Below are 21,519 nucleotides of genomic sequence, written 5' to 3' on the forward strand. Positions count from 1 at the left end.
CGCAGCGTCCTGAGTTATCGGATAACGGCTTTGGCGCTGGCGGTTACCGCCAGCAGCAGCGCGGTGACGCAGCCGAAGGCTACGGTCAGGCTGGAAACCTGGGCGATAAAGCCAATCAGCGCCGGCCCGGCCAGAATACCGGCGTAGCCGAGGGTGGTGACCGATGCAATCGCCAGGTTGGCCGGCATATCATGCTGGTTGCCAGCCGCGCTGAATAAGATCGGCACCACGTTGGACGCACCCAGCCCCACCAGCATAAAGCCCAGCAGGGCGATAACGGCATGGTCGCAGACCACGGCCAACGCCAGCCCCATGGCGGCGCACAGGCTGCCGATCAGCAGTATTTTATAGCGTCCCAGCGCGTTGACTACCCGGTCGCCGTTCAGCCTGCCGATGGTCATGGCGATGGAAAACAGCGCATAGCCCAGGCCGGCCTGGCTGTGGTCGACGCCGCGCAGCGTCGTCAGAAACAGGGCGCTCCAGTCCAGCATGGAACCTTCCGCCAGAAACATAATAAAGCACAGTGCGCCGATAAACATCACCCAGCCGCGCGGCAGCACAAATAGCGGGCCGTCGTCTTGCGCGTCGCTGTCGCGCAGCAGGTTCTTCTGAGCCAGAGCGAGCAGCAGCACGATGGCCAGCACCGTGGTCAGCACGGCAGAGAGCGGGCTAAGCCCCAGCCACATTAACAGGCTGACGCCGCCGGCGCCGGCGATCCCGCCGACGCTGAAGAAGCCGTGAAAACCGGACATCATTGCCCGGCCGCTGGCGCGTTCGACAATCACCGCCTGGATATTCATCGCAACGTCAATCATGCCGATGGCGGCGCCAAACAGCAGCAGCGCCAGCCCCATGCCCAGCGTCGAGTCCATCAATACCAGCAGCGGCAGATCGACGCACAGCGCCAGTCCGGCCAGCAGGATGACGCGCCGGCAACCGAGTTTACCGGTCAGCAACCCGGTCAGCGGCATTGCCAACAGCGAGCCGGCGCCGATGCACAGCAGCAGCAGCCCCAGTGAACCGTCGTCCAGGTTCAGACGAAGTTTGGCAAAAGGCACCAACGGCGCCCAGGCCGCCATGCCAAGGCCGGAGACAAAAAAGGCGATACGGGTGGCTATCTGTTCGGGAACGCCGGGCTGTTGCTGTTCGGTGCACAAAGTGGATGTCATGTGGGCATCAAGGATCTGTTAGAAAACGGGTGGCTATAAGTCGTGCTGTGTTTTTATCACAAAGCGCGATCGGGGTCGAAAACATTTGCGCACTCATCGGCCTGCACGCCGGCTTTACGCACCAGCCACAGGGCGATCAGCTGTACGATGTAGCGCTGCTGCTGTTCGCTGAGTTGCTGACCGGCGGGAATCGCATGCCATTTGGCCAGGCAACTGCGGCAGCAGGTGGCGGTGGCATGCTGGGCGACAAACACCGGGTGGCCGCGCATCGGCGTCTGCTTGCCGTCGTTTTTCGGCCACGCGTCGGCCAGCCGCTGGTCGATGAAATCACGGGCGTGGCTGAGGATCACGGCGATACCTTTCTTCTCCAGGTAGAGCCGGTCTTTATCGTTCAGACGGAATTTGGCGCGGAATGGTGAGGTCTGCAGCCGCTGCCACCGGGTTTCGAGTTGAGAGCGCATATGGGGTTGCCGTAAGCAATTATCACCCGGCAAGAATAACAGATTTTATGTCGGGCGACGAACGCGGGGCGGCGAAGATATTTGCCGTTTGGTTGGTCAATAATTGCGCTGAAAGTGTTTATTTATTTTCCAGCTATCAATGTGTAGACCAAAATAAATAAAAAGTTTAGCGATAAGTGCGGAAGTTTAAATCAGGGATTATTTCTGTAAGTGATTATTTCTGGTCGGATAGTTCGCATGCAGGCGGGCGGTCGACGTCAAAAAGGCAATAAAAAACCGGCCCGGGGGCCGGCTGTAAAGTACAGGGGTTATCATTACGATAATGAAGGTAATAATGAAAATAATGATGATAGCAGGTGAATTATAGTGGCTGTTTGTGGGGGATATTTTGACAGTATGTGCTTATTGATCGCTATTTTTGTATGGAACTCTACATTAGTTTAAGGTTTTGTATAACATGGTGAATTTATTAAATTTAATTCATTTTTTGTCTTTAAGTGCGCTATTTTGTTTGTCGGTAAGGTTTTGTGAAAGTTCGCTGCTATTTACATTTTGCAACCTTTGTTTGCTTCGTAGAAACACTATTGGACACTTGGTATCATTTTCTTTCTGGATTAATATAAACCGTGTTACCAGAATGGTAATGCACAGTCGTGCTAATAATGCTCAAAAGGGCAGTGGCCGTAGCTCGACATAATTAACGAGGATAATAACGATGAAACTTCGAGTACTCTCCCTGATTGTCCCTGCGATGCTGGTTGCCGGCACCGCAGGCGCAGCGGAAATCTACAACAAAGACGGTAATAAACTGGATTTGTTCGGTAAAATCGATGGTCTTCACTATTTCTCTGACGACAATGGCACTGATGGCGATCAGTCTTACCTGCGTTTCGGCCTGCGTGGCGAAACTCAGATCAGCGACCAGCTGACCGGTTACGGTGAGTGGGAATATCAGGTTCAGCTGAACAAGACTGAAAACGAAAACGATTCCTACACCCGTGTCGGCTTCGCCGGTCTGCGTTTCGGCGACTACGGCTCACTGGACTACGGCCGTAACTACGGCGTGCTGTACGACATCGGCGCCTGGACCGACGTGCTGCCGGAATTCGGCGGCGACACCTACGGCGCGGACAACTTCCTGTTCCAACGTTCTAGCGGCGTGCTGACCTACCGTAACAATGACTTCTTCGGTCTGGTTGACGGCCTGAACTTCGCCCTGCAGTACCAGGGTAAAAACGACAGCGCTGAAGAGTCCAACAACGGTCGCGACGTGCTGGCGCAGAACGGCGACGGTTACGGCATGTCTGCCACCTACGATCTGGGCTACGGCATCAGCGCGGCGGCGGCTTACTTCTCTTCTGACCGTACCAATGAGCAGAATGGTTACAACAACCGAGGTATTCTGGGCAGCGGCGACAAGGCTGAAGCGTACAGCGGCGGCCTGAAGTATGACGCCAACAACGTCTACCTGGCGGCGATGTACACCCAGTCTTACAACGCAACGCGTTTTGGTACTAAAGGCAGCAGCACCGCTTACGGCTACGCCAACAAAGCGCAGAACGTTGAACTGGTTGCTCAGTACCAATTCGACTTCGGCCTGCGTCCTTCCGTGGCTTACCTGCAGTCTAAAGGCAAGGACATCGAAGGTTACGGCGATCAGGACCTGATGAAGTATGTTGACGTGGGCGCGACCTACTACTTCAACAAAAACATGTCCACCTATGTTGATTACAAAATCAACCTGATGGACGATAACGACTTCACCCGTGCGGCGAAAATCAACACCGACGACGTGGTGGCGCTGGGTCTGGTTTACCAGTTCTAAGCCTCGAGTTGTTTTGCATAACGCGGCCTCCGGGCCGCGTTTTTTTTGCCTGCCGATTGGGCACGGATTGCTAGCCGGTCTTATCCACGCTGGCTAGGCTTGCTGAGTAGTCATTGCTCAGGAGGTCCTATGCCGCTCACGATTGAACGCATTATCGAAACGGCGCTGTATGTCAGCGATATGCCGCGCGCCAGCCATTTTTATGAAACCGTATTACAGCTGCCGGCGATGGTGGCGAAAGCACGCTTTCGTGCTTACAACGTTGGCGGTCAGAACGTGCTGCTGCTGTTTGTCAAAGGCGACGCACAGGAAGGCTTCCGTGAAGAGGCGGGCTACATACCGCCTCACGACGGCAGCGGCCCCTATCATCTGGGGTTCGCGGTCAGTAAGGCGCAACTGCCGCAGTGGGAGCAACGGTTAAACCAGCACGGGGTGGAAATCGAAGGGCGCATGAGCTGGCCGCGCGGCGGGGAAAGTCTTTATTTCCGCGATCCGGACGGCCATCTGTTGGAATTAGTGACGCCCGGACTGTGGGAAAGTTATTAAATACGATGGTGAAAAAGATTAATAAAAATCACTGAATGGGGTAGGGGAAGTTCAATTAATAAATACACTATCCCCTACCTTAATAAATTAAAGTATAAATGTGGAAATGATATTATTGGCGTTAATTTTTTTTTGGCGGCGCGCGCGTTTGGTAAGGCAGGAATAATTCGCTGATAACCGGTTCTGGAATAATAATGGCAATAGCCTTACCGGCGGAAAACGGGGCGTGCAGGAAGGGCGGCAGCGTAAAGTGCAACGGCGGATTATGATGGAACAGGCTGCAGTAACCGCAAAGGTCGCCGCTGCCGTCATCCGTCATACCGGAGGCGTGCTGCCGTGCGGCGGGGGCGTCGCCCGTTTGATGATGCATCATCATCATATGCTCGCCCATCGGCATGTTCATGCCCATCTCACTGTTATATTGTGAGTTTTTTACCAGCTGCGCGGAGATTAACGGCCCGGCAAATACCATCAGCATGGCAAACAGGCCCAGCCAGGCCAGCGTGCGTATTGAGTGCTTTGACAGTTTCACCAGTAATCGGGCCCTTGAGGAATGGAAAAGGCGGCATGCTGTGCCGGCGCCAGTGTAACATCATTCACAAATTACCAACACCGTAAGAAAATCATTTGTTAATTAAATATAGATCGGATAAATTCCGCAGGTATTAAATTCACCTGTGGAAAATAATAATGACTGAACGCGTAAACGCGTTACCTTCGGCTGCCCGAAATATGCGGCAGCGGGTAACGACTCGCAGCTGGTTTATTCCGTTGATGATGCGTCTGCATTTCTATATTGGCGTATTTGTCGGTCCCTTTTTACTTATTGCCGCATTAAGCGGAATTTTTTATGCCCTGACGCCGCAGCTGGAATCTTATTGGTACGCCGAACAGTTGTATCATCACAGCAGCGGACAGCCGCAGACGCTACAGCGGCAGATTGCGGCCGCACAGGCGGTGGCGCCGACGGAGGCGCAGCTCTCCGCCGTACGTCCGTCGCCGGCAGCCGGGGAGAACACGCGGGTGCTGTTTAACGTCAGCGGCTTGACGTCTGGCGAACGTCTGGCGGTGTTTGTCGATCCCGTCACGCTGCAGACCCACGGCGCGCTGGCGGTGTACGGCACCAGCGGCGTGCTGCCGCTGCGCACCTGGCTGGACCAGTTGCACCGCAGCCTGTTGCTGGGAGAACTTGGCCGTAACTACAGCGAGCTGGCGGCATCCTGGCTGTGGGTGGCGGCGCTGGGCGGCCTGATCCTGTGGGGAGCGCGCAAACGCGCGGCGCGGCGTCAGCGCGGCGTGCGCGCTCTGCACCGCCAACTGGGCGTGCTGTTGTCGCTGGGGCTGCTGTTTTTCTCGATTACCGGCCTGACCTGGTCGAACTGGGCCGGCGATAATATCAGTGTATTACGTCATCAGTTTGGCTGGGCGACACCGTCGCTGTCTACCGCCTTGCACGGCGCATCCCATGAGGCGATGGATGAACATGCGGAGCACCGCGGTCACGCCATGGCGTCAGGCGAGATGGCGCCTGTGGCGGATGCCGCTATGTATGACCGGGTATTGCAGCGGGCGCGCATCGCGGGCATTGACGCCAATAAAGTAGAGATTCGTCAGCCGCAGGGGGCGGGCCAGGCCTGGTCGGTCAGCGAAATCGACCGCAGCTGGCCGACGCAGGTCGATGCGGTGGCGGTAGACCCGCATACCATGATGGTTGTCGACAGCGTGCATTTCGCCAGTTTCCCGCTGGCGGCCAAGTTGACGCGCTGGGGCATCGATCTGCACATGGGCATTCTGTTCGGTCTGGTGAATGAGCTGGTGCTGGTGGTCTTTGCCGCCGGGCTGGTGGCGATGGTGATCATGGGGTATCTGATGTGGTGGCGCAACCGGCCGACGCGGGCGGCGGAACGCGCGCCGCGTTCGCCGCTGATGCTGCTGCGTCGCACGCCAAAAGGGCCGCTGGCGTTGATTTTACTGGCGACGCTGCTGCTGGGTTACAGCCTGCCGGTTCTTGGAGCCAGCATCGTGCTGTTCTTGCTGGTTGATGTATTGCGTTACTGCTGGCTGCGTCGGCGGCAAGCCGATTAACGCTGCTGATGAGTCGGCTGAATAAAATAGCATCCAGAGTTAAAGCGGAGTTTGTGGAAAAACCTTTCGCCATCTAGACTTAGAAGACAATAAACGCACTCTAAGAGGACAAGCTATGACGAAGAAGTTGGTTTTAGCCGTTTGCACTACAGCAGCACTTTCCATTCTTGCCGGCTGTACCGCTTATGACCGGGCGGCGAGCTATGTGAAAGAGCCGGTGGTCAGTGATGTGAAAGTCGGGATGACCAAGGAGCAGGTGCGTGCGATTGCCGGGCAGCCGTCAACCTCTGCGACGCTGGTTCATGCGCAGGGCACCTGTGATACCTATGCCGTCGCGCCGCGTGATGGCAAGGCGCAAACCTATTTTGTCAGCTACAACGATACCGGTCATGTGATGAACAAAGGCTATCAAAGCTGTTCAGACTATGACTCGCAGCCGAAGTAATCGGCTCAGATGCCAAAGGCCGGACGACTGTCCGGCCTTTTTGTTGGCGGAGCACGCGGAAAAACCGCCGCCGTGCGGCAGAAAAAGCAGGCCTGACTGGTGAGATATTGCGCTGTTTTCGGCGTGGCTTGTACTTTTTAACCACTCTTGGTCTGAACTTTGAGCAAACGCGCCGAAATGCCTATTTTTTTGTATGGCAACGCTAGACATTTCATAACGGTACCGTTAATATCTGCGCCCATTGGAAGGATGGCTGAGTGGTTTAAGGCAGCGGTCTTGAAAACCGTCGAGTGTAACAGCTCCCAGAGTTCGAATCTCTGTCCTTCCGCCAATTTGTAGGGCCGTGTTATTGATTAACACGGCCCTTTTTCTTTTCTGCAATTTTCAGTATGTCATCATTATTTGGCCTGGGTCAGTCGCGGTTATGGATTTATTGTCCGGCAGATGCCGCATACCTTCCATATCAGCAAGCCGTGCGCGGCGTCCAGACCGCTCTCCAGATGGCTGCAGTGGCCGTATTGACAGATGATGACATGGATAAAAAAGGCCACCTTTCCCGCAGGAAAGGTGGCCTGTCTAGCCACGTTGAATTAATTGCACCACCGCTACCTTACCCTTCCTTCTGAGAGCCTTATAACAACTTGTAGAATAGGGTGGTGCCGTCCAGAGTACCTGCAGAACTGCGGGCGAACTGTGGGATCTGGCCAGCTTCCTTATAGCCTGCCTTACGATACAAAATGGATGCCGTGTCGTCAGTGCGTGTATCTAGAACCAGCAGGGTGCGCTGATTGTCTTGGGCCTGACGTTCAACTTCCGCCATCAGCTGCTGAGCAATGCCACGTTGACGGAAGGCCGTATGCACCATCAGTTTTTCCACCTCGGCACGGTGACTACCGTTTTTCTTAGGGCAATAGCTAATCTGCACTGTTCCTGCGATGCGTCCCGCTTCACGTGCAACCAACAGGGTGCGATCGCCCTGCGCCAGATCGGCGGCAACCCTCTGCCAATAATGTTCTGCTTCACCGTCTTCCAGCGGCGCAAGAAAACCGACGGATGCACCACTTTCCACACAATCATTCAATAAGGCTACCAACTCATTATGGCTTTCTGACAGGGAGTTCAATTGCTCAATCTTCATCATATCCTCACGGCGTTTTCATCGGGTAATCACTAAGGTGCTTAATAGCAACCCGTTATCTGTATAGCAGTTTCCAACGCACCCAGGTTCTCGTTGCGAAACGGCATCAGCGATTTGTACGCGTTGATGGTTGGCTGCCACGGGCATTGAACAGCTCCGGTACGCAATTGCCGCTGAAAAGTGGGGAGCCAGCATCACTTCTCTTCCTTCTCGGGAAGGAGTTGTAAGGTATGATGCGACTCTCCGGCGGCCAGTGCACGCGGCGTGCCGTAATACCAACTGTCGAAACCGTCGAGAAACCACGCGCTGAGCGGATGCCCGCTCTGGCCACCGGGCAGCGATAGGGTTGAATTCGCCTCATCACCCGGTGAGGCGATCAGACGCTCGGAGGCGCCGAAGGCCGGTTTACTGACGTGCGGCACATGATGGTCTCCGGATTGCGGTAGCGCAGGAGCCGCCAACCAGCGCCGTAGGAAGGGGAGAGCCCGTGCAATCGGATGTTCAATACGCACCGTATTCATCTCTCCCCACTGTGCCTGGTTAAGCGAGCGTCTGGCATCTATTGTCTGCAGGGCGTTATCAAGCTGCCGCAGGGCATAATCGGCCCAATCTTGATAGCCTTCCGGTACCCACGTTTTGGCGTCACTCTCTATCAAACGCATCACGCTCTCATCCCCGCGCGTATTGGCGCGCAGGTAACTGGCTTTATGCCACTGCTCCCCCAACTGCCGATCAAGGTTGGCGAATATTCCTTGGTAAAGGGCTTCGCGCCAGGCCGTGAGCACCGTATAGCCAACTGAATCGGCGCTGGCATCACCTGACCACTGTACGATAGCGGCAAGCGCCTGTTGGCGCGGCGTACCCGCCTTAGGATGGCTGGCCTGCAGCATCGGCAGCAACAGTTCACGCCAGGCGTTTATCAGAACGGCATGATCATCAAATTGAATGTTACGCATGTCGCTGTGGCTCAGGCGTGGGTAGCGCATCAGCTGGCGCTTAATCTCAAACGCACGGGGGCCCATATCGGCCCCGCCATCGTTGTAAGTCTCGTTGCCGGGTGCAAAACTTTGGCGATTATTGGCCGTCCAGATAATTCCGTCTGGTGGATCTATTTGTTGCGGATAGCGCGAGGCGGGTAGGGGCTGAGCGGCCCATGCCCGATCGCCTCCAGCCTTGAGTGGAAAGCTGTTCTGTTCCCCTGCGACGGTCCGATCGGGAAGCCAGCCTGCCAGCGTCCAGCCGATATGGCCTCGATTATCGGCAACTAGCAAGTTTTGTACCGGCAGGCCAAAGTGGGGGGCCGCTCGCACAGCTTCAGCCACCGATTGGCTCTCTGCCAGCGACAGGAAATCCAGATTGACCGCTCCTGGCATGTTACCTACCCAGCGCATGGCCATCTCACCTTGTGGGGTAGAAAAGGCCGGCCCCCAAGGGCTTAGATGTATATCTAGTTCTTCCGGTTTGCCGTGGCTGACGGTAAGCACTTCGCGGCGCAGCGGATACGACACGGCGCGCTGTGGTAATGTGATCCAGTCAAAAGTATCGATATAGGCATTAGTAAATCCCCAGGCAATATGCTCGTTGCTACCCGAAACCATCATCGGCAGACCGGGCAAGGTAATGCCCGATTGTCGGCTGCATTGCCCGTTGTCCATCGGATAACTCAAGGTGGCCTGATACCACAGCGTTGGCAGCATCAACCCCAGATGCATATCATTGGCCAGCATCGCGTTGCCGGTTACGCTGCGGCCGCCACCCACCAGCCAGCCGTTGCTGCCTTTCATCGCCTCACTGGGGATGGATGTCGGGGCAAGAGGACGCTTGCCCCACCAGTATGGCGGAGACACGGGGATTGCGGGGGGCGCAGGGGGAGGACCGAGTAACGGGGCATCCCAACGGCTGGAGCTTGGTAACAGCAGTGCCGTTTGCGCCACACTGCTATGGCTGGCTATCCAGCCACGGGCGTATTCCCGCTCGGCCTGGCTCTCTTGCAGGTCGAGATAAAGCGCGTAAACGGTAAGTAAGGCGTCCTCTTCTTGCCAGCGCTGAGGCTTCTCTCGCAACAGCCAATACTCAAAAGGGCGGCTCCCGAGGTGCATCAATCCGGCATTCACTCCCGCGGTGTACTGCTGCAGCAACGTTCGCTGTGCGGCAGGCAGATGCTGCACCGCTTCTCTGGCTTTTTCCCGCAGCAGCCAGGGACGATGACGACGATCCTCTGCCAGAGCATCAGCCCCCAAAAGGGCAGCTAATTCTCCTGCTGCGCTCCGTCGCAGCAGATCCATCTGAAAAAAGCGGTCCTGCGCATGGGCATAGCCGAGGGCAAAACTGACCGTCGACCGATTGTCTGCCGTAATCATCGGTACGCCGCGTTCGTCACGCGCTAGCGTTGCTGGGCTTTTCAGGGCGGGAAGCCTCAGAGTGCCTTCGATCTCTGGAAGACTGCGACAGAATAATACCAATGCAGTTCCCATTGTTATTAGCAGAATAATCAGTAATCCAGCTAAAAATCGACGCAATATCTTTTTATTCGACGACGAAATGAAGTAACGAACCAGGTCTTTATTCATAAAGTAAATTTGTGTTTAGTGATAAGGGGTTATTGGTAACTCACTGAAATAAAGCATTAAAAAACTTTTTTATCTTGTTGTTTGTAAACTGTTTGAGTTTTTTGCTAATGAATTGTAACTTATTTTCGGTGAATGAAGATTTATTTTTAATGAATATCTATGGGAGGTTACGTCCGGTGTCTCAACTGAACGGAAATGAAATCGCCATCATTGGTATGAGTGGTCGATTCCCCGGTGCGTCCGATCTCACCGAGTTTTGGCAAAACCTTTGCCGGGGGCAGGAGAGTATTGCGCATTTTGATGATGCGACATTGCGTGCCAACGGAGTGACGGAAAAACAGCTGGCCGACAAGGATTATGTGCGTTCCGGGTTTTGTCTAAAGGACATCTCGCAGTTTGATGCCGGTTTTTTTCAGCTGACGCCGCGAGAAGCGCAGATCCTCGACCCGCAGCAGCGACTTTTCCTGGAGTGTTGCTGGCATGCGCTGGAGCACGCAGGGCATGTGCCCGATCGCTACGACGGCCGTATTGGCGTCTATGCCGGCGTGTTTTCCAGCAGCTATCTGCTGAATATTTACAGCCAGCCGGATCTGGTGGCATCGTTGGGAGAAATGGCGGTACGGCACGGCAATGAGAAAGATTATCTCACCACCCGTCTCTCCTATAAGCTCAATCTGCGCGGTCCCAGTATCGCCATTCAGACTTCGTGTTCTACCTCGTTAGTGGCGGTACACACCGCGATGCAAAGCCTGCTGGCAGGCGAATGTGATATGGCGATTTCTGGCGGCGTATCGGTGCTGGCCGATCAGGAAACGGGGTATCCGTGGCAGGCGGGCGGTTTGCTGTCGCCGGATGGACATTGTCGCCCCTTTGATGCCGACGCGGCTGGCACGGTATTTGGTAATGGCCTCGGCGTGGTGGTATTAAAACGTCTGGAGGACGCTCAGCGTGATGGCAATACCGTTTACGCGGTGATCAAAGGCAGCGCGATTAATAATGACGGTTCCGACAAAGTGGGGTTCACCGCGCCCAGCGTGCAAGGGCAGTCTGAAGCGATTGCTGAAGCACTCAGCATAGCTGAGGTGCCGGCGGATACCATCCAACTGCTCGAAGCGCACGGTACCGGTACGCCGCTGGGCGATCCGATTGAGATTGAGGCGCTGACCCGTGTCTGGCGGTCGCAAACGTCACGCAAGGGCTACTGCGCGCTCGGCTCGGTGAAAGGCAATGTCGGGCACCTGGGCGCAGCATCGGGGATTGCCGGGTTAATCAAAGCCACGTTGGCTTTGCATCATAAGCAGCTCCCACCGACCGTCAACTTTTCCCGTCCTAATCCCAATATTCCTTTTGAGCAAACGCCGTTCTATCCCCACACTACGCTGGCTCCCTGGGCAGCAACCGACGCGCATCCGCGTCGTGCGGCGGTCAGTAGCTTTGGCATGGGCGGTACCAATGCGCATCTGATTCTGGAAGAGGCGCCGCAGCCCGCACCGCAGGCTGACGCCGCTGAGGGTAAGGATGAAGTACAACTACTGACGCTCTCGGCCCGCAGCGAAGCGGCCTTAAAGCAGACGGTTGCGGATTTGGCGCAACATCTGCGAACTCAGCCAACCCTTCGTTTGCAGGATGTCACGCACACGCTGCGCGAGGGGCGACAAACGTTCGATTGGCGAGCCGCCTTCTCCGTCAGCACGCTTGATCAGGCGTGCGAAAAACTCCAACGCGGCGTTAGCAAACCCTCACAGGCGTTGACCTCAGCGGAAGTGGCGCTGCTGTTTCCCGGTCAGGGATCGCAGTACTGGGGCATGGCGCAACAGCTGTGGCAAACCTTGCCCGCTTTTCGTGCCGAAATCAGCGATTGTTTCCAGATGCTGCGTGAGCAATCTGACCTTGATCTGCTTCCCCTGATGACGCACGACGAACCGGATGAGGCGCAGCTGGCGTGGCTTAATAGCACGGCGGTGACGCAACCCGCGTTATTTTGCATCGAGTACGCTATGGCCCGCACGCTGCTGGCGCAAGGTGTGAAGGTCAGCCATATGCTGGGCCACAGCGTCGGTGAGCTGGTGGCCGCCACACTGTGTGGCGTATTCCCCCTCAAGGAAGCGCTGATGCTGGTCGCCACGCGTGGCCAACTGATGCAACAGGCGGAACCTGGGAAAATGTTATCCGTCTCGCTGGCGGAAGCGCCGCTTGTCGCCCTGCTGCGTGACTGGTCCACGTTGTCGCTGGCTGCGGTCAATGGGCCGGAACTGTCGGTGGTCGCCGGGCCGGAAGCGGAAATCAGCGCCTTTCAGCAGGCGTTACAGGATTCTGGCGTCACCACTCGTTTGCTGGTGACCTCTCATGCGTTTCACTCGGCAATGATGGATCCGGTACTGGACGCCTTTGAAGCGGCGGTCGAAAACTGCCCGCGGCATCCTCCCGTCGGCCGCTGGATGGCAAACCTGACTGGAAGGGAAATTACACCGGAAGAGGCGGTCAGCCCGCGTTACTGGCGCGATCACCTGCGCAGCACTGTGCGCTTTAATCAGGGGCTGCAGCAACTCCTGGCGCGTCCTGAGATCGTGCTGGTGGAGTGTGGGCCCGGTACGGTGCTGACCAGTCTGGCGCAAGCGCAAATGGCGCTGCTCAATCCGCAGTGTGCGGTGGCGCTGTCCCGCCATCCGAAAGAAAAAAGCGGCGACCTGCACGCCTGGCTGACGGGTGTTGGCCAGCTCTGGCGTCACGGCGTTTCCCTGACGCTGCCTGAGGCTCACGGTCAGCGTATCGCCCTGCCAGGCTATCCCTTCCAGCGTCAGCACTACTGGATTGAACGTATTTATCCGCATCAAACGCTCGTGGCTCCCGGAGCGTCGCCGGCCGCCTCCGCCACGGTGGTCTCCGTATCGGCAGAGGGGACGGAAGCCGCCCCCGTCGAGGCACCGGCGCAGAGTACCGAAGCGCGGGTTGCTGCCATCTGGCGGGAACTGTTCGGCATGGAGGCTATCCAGCATGACGATGACTTTTTTGCCCTCGGCGGCACCTCGCTGGTGGCGATCCAACTGATTTCACAGGTGCGGGAGAAGTGGGGCGTTGAACTCAGTATTGAGGTGTTATTTGAAGATCCCACGATTCGAGGCATCACGGCGCAAATTGATACCGCACTGGCCGAGCAGTCACCGGCGCCGGCAGTCGCGGACGACGCAGAGGACCCTGATATGGCGGAGCTCTTGCGCCTGACAGAGGGTCTTTCACTGGAAGAGCTTGACGCAAAGTTGAGCGGGTAATCACGCGGCAGGGACGCGACGAATAATAACGATTTCATGACGTAACGGGCTGGCTATCAGGCGCATTATTCCCCCTGAGGGATATCCGCGCCTGACGCCACCTTAACCGATACTGCTGACAGAGAGAGTATTATGTTACAACCCTTGCCCCTCACGCGTATCAGTCGCCAGCAGCCGCTGCCGCTGTCCGCCGACCAGTACCGCATCTGGTTTATGCATCAGCTCCAGCCGGAACTGATCCATTTCAATATTAATATGGCCTTTCATCTGCGCGGCGAGCTGGATCTTGCGCGCCTGCAGGGGAGCCTGAATGCCGTGGTGGCGCGTCATGAGTCACTGCGCACCACCTTTGTGATGCCGCCAGAGCAAGTGCAGCCGCAGCAGCATATTGAGCCGTCGCTCACGCTGGAGATTCCGTTAACGGACCTTACTGCGCAGTCGGCGTTGGTTCAGGATCAGGAGCAGACGGCACGACAGCAGATGGAAGCGGTCGGCAACCAGCCGTTCTCCCTGGAGCACGGGCCGTTACTGCGCGCCCACGCCTGGCGTCTGGCTGAGAATCACCATCTGCTGTTGTTTACCATCCACCACATCATTGCCGATTTTGATTCGCTTAAACTGATCATGCGCGACCTGTTTGCTTTTTATAACCAGCAAGGGGAGACGCTGGCGCCATTGCCGCTACAGTATGCCGACTATGCGGCCTGGCAGCAGGCGCGTCTGCAAAGCGATGACTATGCCAGCCAACTGGAATACTGGAAAAACCAGCTGGGGGGAGAAACCCCGGTGCTGAAAATGCCGATGGACAGGCCGCGTCATAACGTGATGACCAACAACGGCGCGATTGTTCGTCATACCTTCAGCCCCGCGTTAACGCAAGGGTTGGTGGCGCTGAGCAAAGCACAGGGCGTTACGCTGTTTGTGACCCTCTATTCGGCCTGGCAGGTCTTGCTACAACGCTATACCGGACAGGACGATATTCCGGTGGGCACGCCGATTACCACCCGTAACCGGCCTGAACTCACGCAGCTGGTTGGTCTGTTTATCAACACGCTGGTGTTGAAATCCGATCTGCAGGGGAACCCCGATTTTATTACCTTGCTAAAACGCAATCGTAAAATCGCCTTTGGCGCGTTTGCCCGCCAGGAAGTCCCTTACGAAAAACTGGTCGAGGCGTTAAAACCCGAGCGTAACCTGAGCCACAACCTGTTTTTCCAGACGATGGTGATGCTGCTGGAGGCGGAAAGATACGACCAGTTGGCACCGGGTCTGGCGATCGAGCCTTTCGAATTTAAAAAACGCACCACCACGTTTGAACTGACGCTGACTTTCTCACTGGTTGATCAACAGCTGCGGTTGGCACTGGACTACAACACCGATTTGTATGACCGCGAAACGGTCACGCGTCTGTTGCAACATCTGGATGCCCTGATGCAGGGAATTATTACCGATCCACAGCGGCCGATTGCCGACTATCCGATTATCTCTGAACAGGAGCGCCAGCAACTACTCGATACGCAGTGCCGGGGGCCAGTTGTCAGCGAAGGTTTGGAATACTGCGTGCATAGCCTGTTTAGCGACGTGGCGGCCCGCACGCCGAACCAGATTGCGGTGCGTTATCGTCAGCAGCAGCTTAGCTATCAGCAGCTGGAAAAGCAGGCTTGCCAGTTTGCCCGCTGGCTCCAGTCGCAGGGCGTTGGACGTGGGGCGATTGTCGGCCTGGTGACTGACCGCTCATTGAATATGATGGTGGCCCTGCTGGGTATTCTGAAATCAGGCGCCGCCTGGTTGCCTATCGATCCGGCGAATCCCGCTGAGCGTATTCAGTACATGCTAAGCAACGCGCAGGTCGCGCTGGTATTGTGCGGGGATGACGTCAGCCTCGACTGTCCACAACCTTGTTTTTCTCTGGCGGAGGTTGAAACGCAACTGGCCGATTTTTCCAGTGCTCCGCTGCTGTGCCTCAATGCGCCTGACGATCTGATGTACGTTATCTACACCTCTGGCTCGACCGGACAGCCGAAAGGGGTGATGGTTAGTCACCGTAACGTGGTGAACCATTGCGCTAACATCATTAAACGTTTCGACCTGCAACCTGACGATCGGGTATTGCAGTTCACCTCGATTGGTTTCGATGTGTCGATCCAGGAGATCTTCCCGACCTTACTGCGCGGCGCGACGCTGGTACTCTGGAAAGAGAAACGCCTGGAAGAAAGCGGTGAATTCCTGAGCTGGACGGCGCATGAAAACATCAGCGTGATGAACCTGACCACTGCGCATTGGAACAATATCGTCGCCGACCTGCGTCACAGCCGTATTCCGGTGCCGGACCACCTGAAATTGGTGATTGTGGGCGGAGAACAGGCGGCGGGCGAGGTGTGGAATCACTGGCAGCAACTGACCCGCGGCGCGATCCGTTGGATCAATGATTACGGTCTGACCGAAACTACCGTCACTGCCACCATGTTTGAGCCGCCGGCGGATTACGTCGCCAGCGGCGCGATGCCGGTGGGCACCGCGTTGGATAACGTGGAGGTCTACATTCTTGATAGCCAGATGCAGCCGTTGCCCGTGGGGGTTTTTGGCGCGCTCTATATTGGCGGCGCGGGGGTTGCGATGGGCTATATCAACCAGCCGGAACTGACGGCAGAGCGTTTCCTGCCGAACCCGTTTGCTCCTGGCATGCTGTTTAAAACCGGCGATCGGGCGCGCTGGCGTCGTGACGGTTTACTGGAGTTTGCCGGGCGCGACGATCAGCAGGTGAAGATCCGTGGTCATCGCGTCGAGTTGGCCGAGGTGGAGTCGGCGCTGACGCAATATTCCGGCGTACAAAAAGCGCTGGTGCTGGCGCAGGAGGCCGCACATGGCGGGCAGCAACTGGTGAGCTGGTTGGTGGTGGATCGCAGCGTTTACCAGGAAGCCGCGCTGCATCAGTGGCTCACGGAAACTTTACCGGATTATATGGTGCCGGTCTCGCTGGTCACCCTCGATAGCATTCCGCTCACGGTGAACGGCAAAGTCGATAAAAAACGCTTACCTGCTCCGGTTTTTGCCGCAGCAACGGCAGAGGCTTTTCAGCCACCGCAGAGTGAGATGGAGCTGATGTTGGCAGCGTGCTGGCAGACGCTGTTGCAACGTCCGGCCGTGGGTCGGCAGGACAACTTTTTTGCTATAGGCGGCGATTCGCTACTGGCTACCCAGGTCGCGACGCGCATTAAAGCACACGTGCAGCATGCCATACCGCTGCGCCTGCTGTTCGAATACCCGCGACTGGGCGATTTAGCGCATGAGCTGGAGCGCATCGTGGCAGGTGAACAACACGTCAGCGATCGCTGCATGGTGAAAATTCAGCAGAAAGGCAGCCAAACGCCGCTGTTCTATGTGCATCCGGTTGGCGGCAATGTCAGCTGTTATTTCACGCTGGCGCAGCATCTGGGGGAAGACCAGCCTTTCTATGCGTTGCAATCCCACGCGCTCATCGACCCCGATTCACCTTATGACACCGTTGAAAGCATGGCGACTTTCTATCTCAATGAAATTCGTCAGGTTCAACCGCACGGCCCTTATCGGCTGGGCGGCTGGTCAATGGGCGGATTTATTGCCTATGAAATCGCGCGGCTGTTGCAGGAGGCCGGGGAGGAGGTGCAGGAGCTGTCGATGATTGACACCTATCTCACCAAAAGCCGTGTTTCCAGCGATGAAATCGTGCTGTTCAACTTTGTGCTGCAACTGGCCGCGGTGCCTGGGCGGCAGATTGATGAAGAGACACTGCTGGCGTGGCAGGGCAAAAGCTATCGCCACGAGGATATTTGCCAGCAACTGCGCGCGTACGGCCTGGTGCCGGCGGGTACCAGCGATGCGGAAATTCAGCGCCTGCTGGATGTGTATACCCACACGGTTCACGCCTTCAAACGCTATCAGCCGCAGCCTGACACCAAGCTGGCGCTGGACCGCATAGTGCTGTTCCGCGCACGGGATTCCCATGAAGCATTGGGCGTGTGGGAGCAGTTGGTGGAACAGGTCGATCTGCATCACGTCGATGCCGATCACTTTGGCATAGTGCATCACCCGCAGGTTGGGGACGTGCTGCGTCAGCGTTCGTAAACCCGCGCGGCGCTGCTGCCGCGCATCATTCACGGTTAGTCAGGAGAGGGTTATGATTTTTGTCCTCAAGCTGGTGGGCTATTTTCTGCTGTGGACCTTATGGTCCTACACCATGCACGTTATTGCGCACACCAATTTTAAGTACAACTTTATTCGCTATTTCCATCTCAAACACCATGCCTACAACTATGGCGACAGTAACTTGCCGCCGTGGCACGACTATTTCTTCTGGTTTGGTGAATGGCGCTCCTCAATGGATGTGTACATCACTTTTACCATTCCGCTGATTATCCTAACGATTTTTGATCCGGTTTACGGCGGTATTCTGCTGGCGTTTCACTACGTCTATGAGGTGTTTCTCTCACGCAATGTACTGGATCACAATCCGAACATTACCGGCAACATCACGCGCTTTATTCCTATCGGCAAGTTTCATCTCTGTCATCACCGCAATGTGAAATGCAATTTCTCATTCTATATCACGCTATGGGATTACCTGTTTCGCACCAACGACGCGCGCGTCTTGAAGAAGCGCTATGAACGCCAACAACAGCGTCAGAAAGCGCTGGCAACGTCCGTCTCGGACACCCCGCTAACCGATGAGAACGCATGATGAGCGATATTCAGGATAAATTAAGCAGACTGACCCCGGCACAGCGTGCACAGTTGCTGGAGAAGATCAAGGCACAGCGCGGCGCCGACGTCCCGGCGGAGACGGCTCCCGCCGCCAACAATCACGGCATGGATTTCTCGCTGATTTTCTTTTCGGGGGATGGCGGCACCGACAGTGAACATAAATATGATTTATTGCTGGAATGCACCCGTTTTGCAGACAGCCACGGATTCAGTGCGGTGATCACCCCAGAGCGTCATTTTCAGCCTGTGGGCGGGCTGTTTCCCAATCCTTCGGTGCTCAACGCCGCGCTGGCGATGATCACCAAAAATATTCAGCTGCGTGCGGGCAGCGTGGTGCTGCCGCTGCATAACCCACTGCGGGTCGCAGAAGAGTGGTCGCTGGTGGATAACCTGTCGCAGGGCCGCGCGGCTATCTCCTGTGCCACCGGTTGGCATCCGGCAGATTTCTTAATTAATCCAGAAGGATATGAAGATCGCCGAGCCACCATGCTGGACAACATCGCGTTGATTCGCCAACTGTGGCGCGGTGAGCCGGTACAGCGGCGGGACATTGCGGGCAATACGGTTGAGGTTAAAATTCTGCCGCGTCCGATCCAGAAAGAACTGCCGATGTTTCTTACCTCGTCCGGTAACCCGGATACCTGGCTAAAAGCGGGTGAGCTGGGTATGCACGTACTCTGCTCGCTGACCAATCATACGCTGGCCGAGTTGAAAACCAACATTACTGCGTATCGCGATGCGCGGGCGCAGCACGGTTACTCGCCGGAGAGCGGCATTGTGTCGGTGATGGTTCACACTTTCGTTGGCGAGCAGGATGACGCGGTGAAAAAACAGGTGCGTGAGCCGCTGCGCGGCTTCCTCAATGGCTATATCAATCAGAATGATACCCTTAATCCCTACAAGGATCGTCAGCAAACGGTGCGCCATGCCATCGACAACGATCGTGAAGCCTTGCTGACCTATGCCTTTGAAAAACACTTCAATCAGACTTCGTTAATGGGATCGCCTGAGAAGTGCGCGCGGATGGTGGAGAAGCTACAAGAAGCCGGCGCCAATGAAATCGCCTGTCTGGTGGATTTTGGCCTCAGTGCGGAAACGGTACTGGCGGGGTTGCAGCCGTTGGCGGCGCTGAAAGCGCAGTTTGCCCGTCAAGCGGTAAACGGATAAGCGCTATGCGGATCCTGGCGCTCTCCGATATTCATGTCGATCAGCCGGAAAATCTCGCCTGGCTGGCGCAGCTTTCGCGTAATGACTATCGCGAAGATGTGCTGCTGCTGGCGGGGGACGTTTCCCACGATGCGACGCGCTTTGCTGATGCGTTGAGCATGCTGCGACAGCGTTTTGCGCAGGTATTCTTTGTGCCTGGCAATCACGACCTGTGGCTGATGCGTCATGAGACGGGGGATTCGCTGGCAAAATTTCATCGGTTGCTGGCGCTGTGTCAGAAATTGGGCGTACGTACGCAACCGCAGACGTTGGATCTTCCGGAGCGCACTGTGACCATACTGCCGCTATTTTCCTGGTATACGCGGCCGGAAGAGGGTGAAGACAGCCTGTATGTACCCAGTGCGCAGGAGCAACATGCCAGCCACTGGTGCGACAATTACCTGATTCGCTGGCCTGACACCCTTGGCATCACTCCGGCGCGCTATTTCTTACGCCTTAATGAGCCGCATCTGGCTGCCTGCCCCGCTGGGGAGGTCATCACCTTTAGCCACTTTCTGCCCCGCCGTGAACTGATGCTCTCATCGCTGACCGACGAGACGCTGGCGCGCGTCACTGGCGGCAGCGGATTTAACTTCAGTCGGGTTGCGGGCACGGCGTTGCTCGATTGGCAGATTCGCCGCGCGGGGGCCACACGACATATTTACGGTCATCAGCATCGCAATCGCGTCCGGCCGCTGGCGGGCGTGACCTATTTATCCTGTTGCCTCGGCTATGTCGCTGAGCGTAACGCACAACGTATTGATCTGCGTCAGGGAGTACCGCTGGATGTGTTCAGCGGCGCGCACGATCATCAACCTATTGAAGAGTCTGGACAGGTGGGCACACGATGAGAGCAAGCAACAAAGCGATTTTTATTGGCATCATGACCGCCAGCATGCTGGATTCGGTGGCGGTGGGGATATTGCTGCCGGTAATCCCGCTGCTGGCGATCGGCATGGGGGCCAATGCCGTCACTATTTCGGCGCTGGTGTCGATTCAATTTATCTGCGGAGCGCTCGGCTCGCCGATCCTCGGGCGTATCTCGGATCATATGCCGCGCGGCGTGCTGCTGTTGATCTCGCTGGTCACCATTGCGCTGTGCTACTGGGGACTGGCATTTACCTCATCGTTGCTGATGCTGTTTGTGCTGCGCGCGGTGATCGGTTTTATGAGCACTAATCTGGTTATCCTCGAGTCGATCATCTCTCAACTGACCAACAACCAAGAGCGTAGCGCCGGGATCGCCCGGCTGCGGCTGGGATCGACCGCCGGATTGATCCTCGGCCCGGGCGTCGCCGGGCTGTTGGGGCATTTTCACATTATGCAGGGTCTGCATGAACTGCTGGTGTTCTCTGCCTGTATGTCGAGCCTGGTGCCGCTGGTGATTGCCTGGACGCTGCGCGGTCAGCTCACCACCAATCTGGCTGCGGCCCGTGCCAAAAATCCCTATCGTAATGTGCTGAAACTGTTTTTCGCCAATGCCAACATCCGCGATTTTGCGTTGATTAAAGCGCTAATTGCGGTCTGCTTCTCGCTGCTGATGACCATCGCGCCGCTGTGGGCCGTCCATGCGGTGGGCTGGAGCACCACCGAGCTGTCTGCGCTGGTCGCCGTCTTCGGCCTGTCGCTATTTTTCATTCAAGTGGCGATTGCCACTAACCGCGCCCACTGGCTCACCAGTAATCTCTCCCTGTTTCTTGCCTGCCTGGTGGTGGTGCCGGGCTTTGTGATGCTGATTGTCGCACCGAGCGGAATGGCGTTGTTCCTCTGCTGCGTCGGGTTGGGGCTGAGCTCGGCGGTGGTGAATATCGTGGTGCCTTCCACTATCAGCAAAATGGCGTTTTTTGATGTGGGGGCGGTGCTCGGCATGGTGTCGACCACCGTGCTGGTGGCCAGTACCGTCGGACCGATGGTATTCGGCGGCGTGTATCAGGCGTGGGGCGGAAGTCTCACCTGGGCGTGTGGCTTGCTGTGTGCGCTGATTGCCTGCTGGCTAGCGATGAAATATGTCGGCAAACCCAGCGAAATTGACGAATCGTTATCCGGGCGTGAGCTGCCGTAAGCG

15 protein-coding genes and 1 tRNA gene are annotated in these 21,519 nt (G+C 56.5%); 11 read left to right on the forward strand and 5 right to left on the reverse strand.

Annotated elements, in window-relative coordinates:
* Window positions 1-14: 14 nt before the first annotated feature.
* Window positions 15-1,169 carry an MFS transporter gene (locus tag FO014_RS17930; RefSeq protein ID WP_160030492.1) on the reverse strand — a complete coding sequence of 385 codons (1,155 nt, stop codon included), beginning with the start codon at window positions 1,167-1,169 and terminating at the stop codon, window positions 15-17.
* 56 nt (window positions 1,170-1,225) lie between these two features.
* Window positions 1,226-1,630 (reverse strand): DUF4186 domain-containing protein, encoded by a 405-nt coding sequence (locus FO014_RS17935; protein WP_160030493.1) that lies wholly within the window; start codon window positions 1,628-1,630, stop codon window positions 1,226-1,228.
* Window positions 1,631-2,345: 715 nt separating this feature from the next.
* Here FO014_RS17935 and FO014_RS17940 point away from each other — a divergent pair.
* Together FO014_RS17940 and FO014_RS17945 are read left to right on the forward strand one after the other, a co-directional pair.
* Complete coding sequence (locus FO014_RS17940) at window positions 2,346-3,455, forward strand: porin OmpC (protein WP_160030494.1); 1,110 nt, start codon at window positions 2,346-2,348, stop codon at window positions 3,453-3,455.
* Window positions 3,456-3,584: 129 nt separating this feature from the next.
* Window positions 3,585-4,001 (forward strand): VOC family protein, encoded by a 417-nt coding sequence (locus FO014_RS17945; RefSeq protein ID WP_160030495.1) that lies wholly within the window; start codon window positions 3,585-3,587, stop codon window positions 3,999-4,001.
* Between the two features lie 121 nt (window positions 4,002-4,122).
* On the opposite strand, the gene FO014_RS17950 is transcribed toward FO014_RS17945, so the two are convergent.
* Entirely contained in the window at window positions 4,123-4,533 is a 411-nt protein-coding gene (locus FO014_RS17950) for a DUF2946 domain-containing protein (protein ID WP_160030496.1), read from the reverse strand.
* 158 nt (window positions 4,534-4,691) lie between these two features.
* Here FO014_RS17950 and FO014_RS17955 point away from each other — a divergent pair, with 158 nt between their 5' ends.
* The 3 genes from FO014_RS17955 (at window position 4,692) to FO014_RS17965 (ending at window position 6,862) form a co-directional block, all read left to right on the forward strand.
* Entirely contained in the window at window positions 4,692-6,086 is a 1,395-nt protein-coding gene (locus FO014_RS17955) for a PepSY-associated TM helix domain-containing protein (protein ID WP_160030497.1), read from the forward strand.
* A 115-nt stretch (window positions 6,087-6,201) separates the two neighbouring features.
* Window positions 6,202-6,531 carry an osmotically-inducible lipoprotein OsmE gene (osmE, locus tag FO014_RS17960; RefSeq protein WP_160030498.1) on the forward strand — a complete coding sequence of 110 codons (330 nt, stop codon included), beginning with the start codon at window positions 6,202-6,204 and terminating at the stop codon, window positions 6,529-6,531.
* 243 nt (window positions 6,532-6,774) lie between these two features.
* Window positions 6,775-6,862: transfer RNA gene (locus tag FO014_RS17965), tRNA-Ser, on the forward strand.
* A gap of 300 nt (window positions 6,863-7,162) precedes the next feature.
* Here the strand turns inward: FO014_RS17965 and FO014_RS17970 are convergent.
* Together FO014_RS17970 and FO014_RS17975 are read right to left on the reverse strand one after the other, a co-directional pair.
* Window positions 7,163-7,669: a GNAT family N-acetyltransferase gene (locus FO014_RS17970; protein WP_160031435.1), complete on the reverse strand. Its 507-nt coding sequence runs from the start codon at window positions 7,667-7,669 to the stop codon at window positions 7,163-7,165.
* 194 nt (window positions 7,670-7,863) lie between these two features.
* The gene (locus FO014_RS17975) at window positions 7,864-10,239 is read right to left on the reverse strand and encodes a penicillin acylase family protein (RefSeq protein ID WP_160030499.1); all 2,376 of its coding nucleotides are present in this window, start codon (window positions 10,237-10,239) and stop codon (window positions 7,864-7,866) included.
* Window positions 10,240-10,415: 176 nt separating this feature from the next.
* Here FO014_RS17975 and FO014_RS17980 point away from each other — a divergent pair, with 176 nt between their 5' ends.
* The 6 genes from FO014_RS17980 (at window position 10,416) to FO014_RS18005 (ending at window position 21,516) form a co-directional block, all read left to right on the forward strand.
* The gene (locus FO014_RS17980; protein WP_201282881.1) at window positions 10,416-13,508 is read left to right on the forward strand and encodes a type I polyketide synthase; all 3,093 of its coding nucleotides are present in this window, start codon (window positions 10,416-10,418) and stop codon (window positions 13,506-13,508) included.
* Between the two features lie 132 nt (window positions 13,509-13,640).
* Entirely contained in the window at window positions 13,641-17,612 is a 3,972-nt protein-coding gene (locus tag FO014_RS17985; RefSeq protein WP_160030501.1) for a non-ribosomal peptide synthetase, read from the forward strand.
* Window positions 17,613-17,664: 52 nt separating this feature from the next.
* Entirely contained in the window at window positions 17,665-18,225 is a 561-nt protein-coding gene (locus tag FO014_RS17990; RefSeq protein ID WP_061322700.1) for a sterol desaturase family protein, read from the forward strand.
* Window positions 18,222-19,415: a MupA/Atu3671 family FMN-dependent luciferase-like monooxygenase gene (locus tag FO014_RS17995; RefSeq protein ID WP_201282882.1), complete on the forward strand. Its 1,194-nt coding sequence runs from the start codon at window positions 18,222-18,224 to the stop codon at window positions 19,413-19,415. The genes FO014_RS17990 and FO014_RS17995 overlap by 4 nt, the downstream gene beginning before the upstream one ends.
* A gap of 5 nt (window positions 19,416-19,420) precedes the next feature.
* Window positions 19,421-20,305, forward strand: coding sequence for a metallophosphoesterase family protein (locus FO014_RS18000; RefSeq protein WP_160030502.1), 885 nt, complete (start codon window positions 19,421-19,423; stop codon window positions 20,303-20,305).
* Window positions 20,302-21,516: an MFS transporter gene (locus tag FO014_RS18005; protein WP_061322703.1), complete on the forward strand. Its 1,215-nt coding sequence runs from the start codon at window positions 20,302-20,304 to the stop codon at window positions 21,514-21,516. The genes FO014_RS18000 and FO014_RS18005 overlap by 4 nt, the downstream gene beginning before the upstream one ends.
* Window positions 21,517-21,519: the final 3 nt, after the last annotated feature.

This window comes from Serratia rhizosphaerae, from assembly GCF_009817885.1.
In the GTDB taxonomy this organism is placed as follows: domain Bacteria; phylum Pseudomonadota; class Gammaproteobacteria; order Enterobacterales; family Enterobacteriaceae; genus Serratia_B; species Serratia_B rhizosphaerae.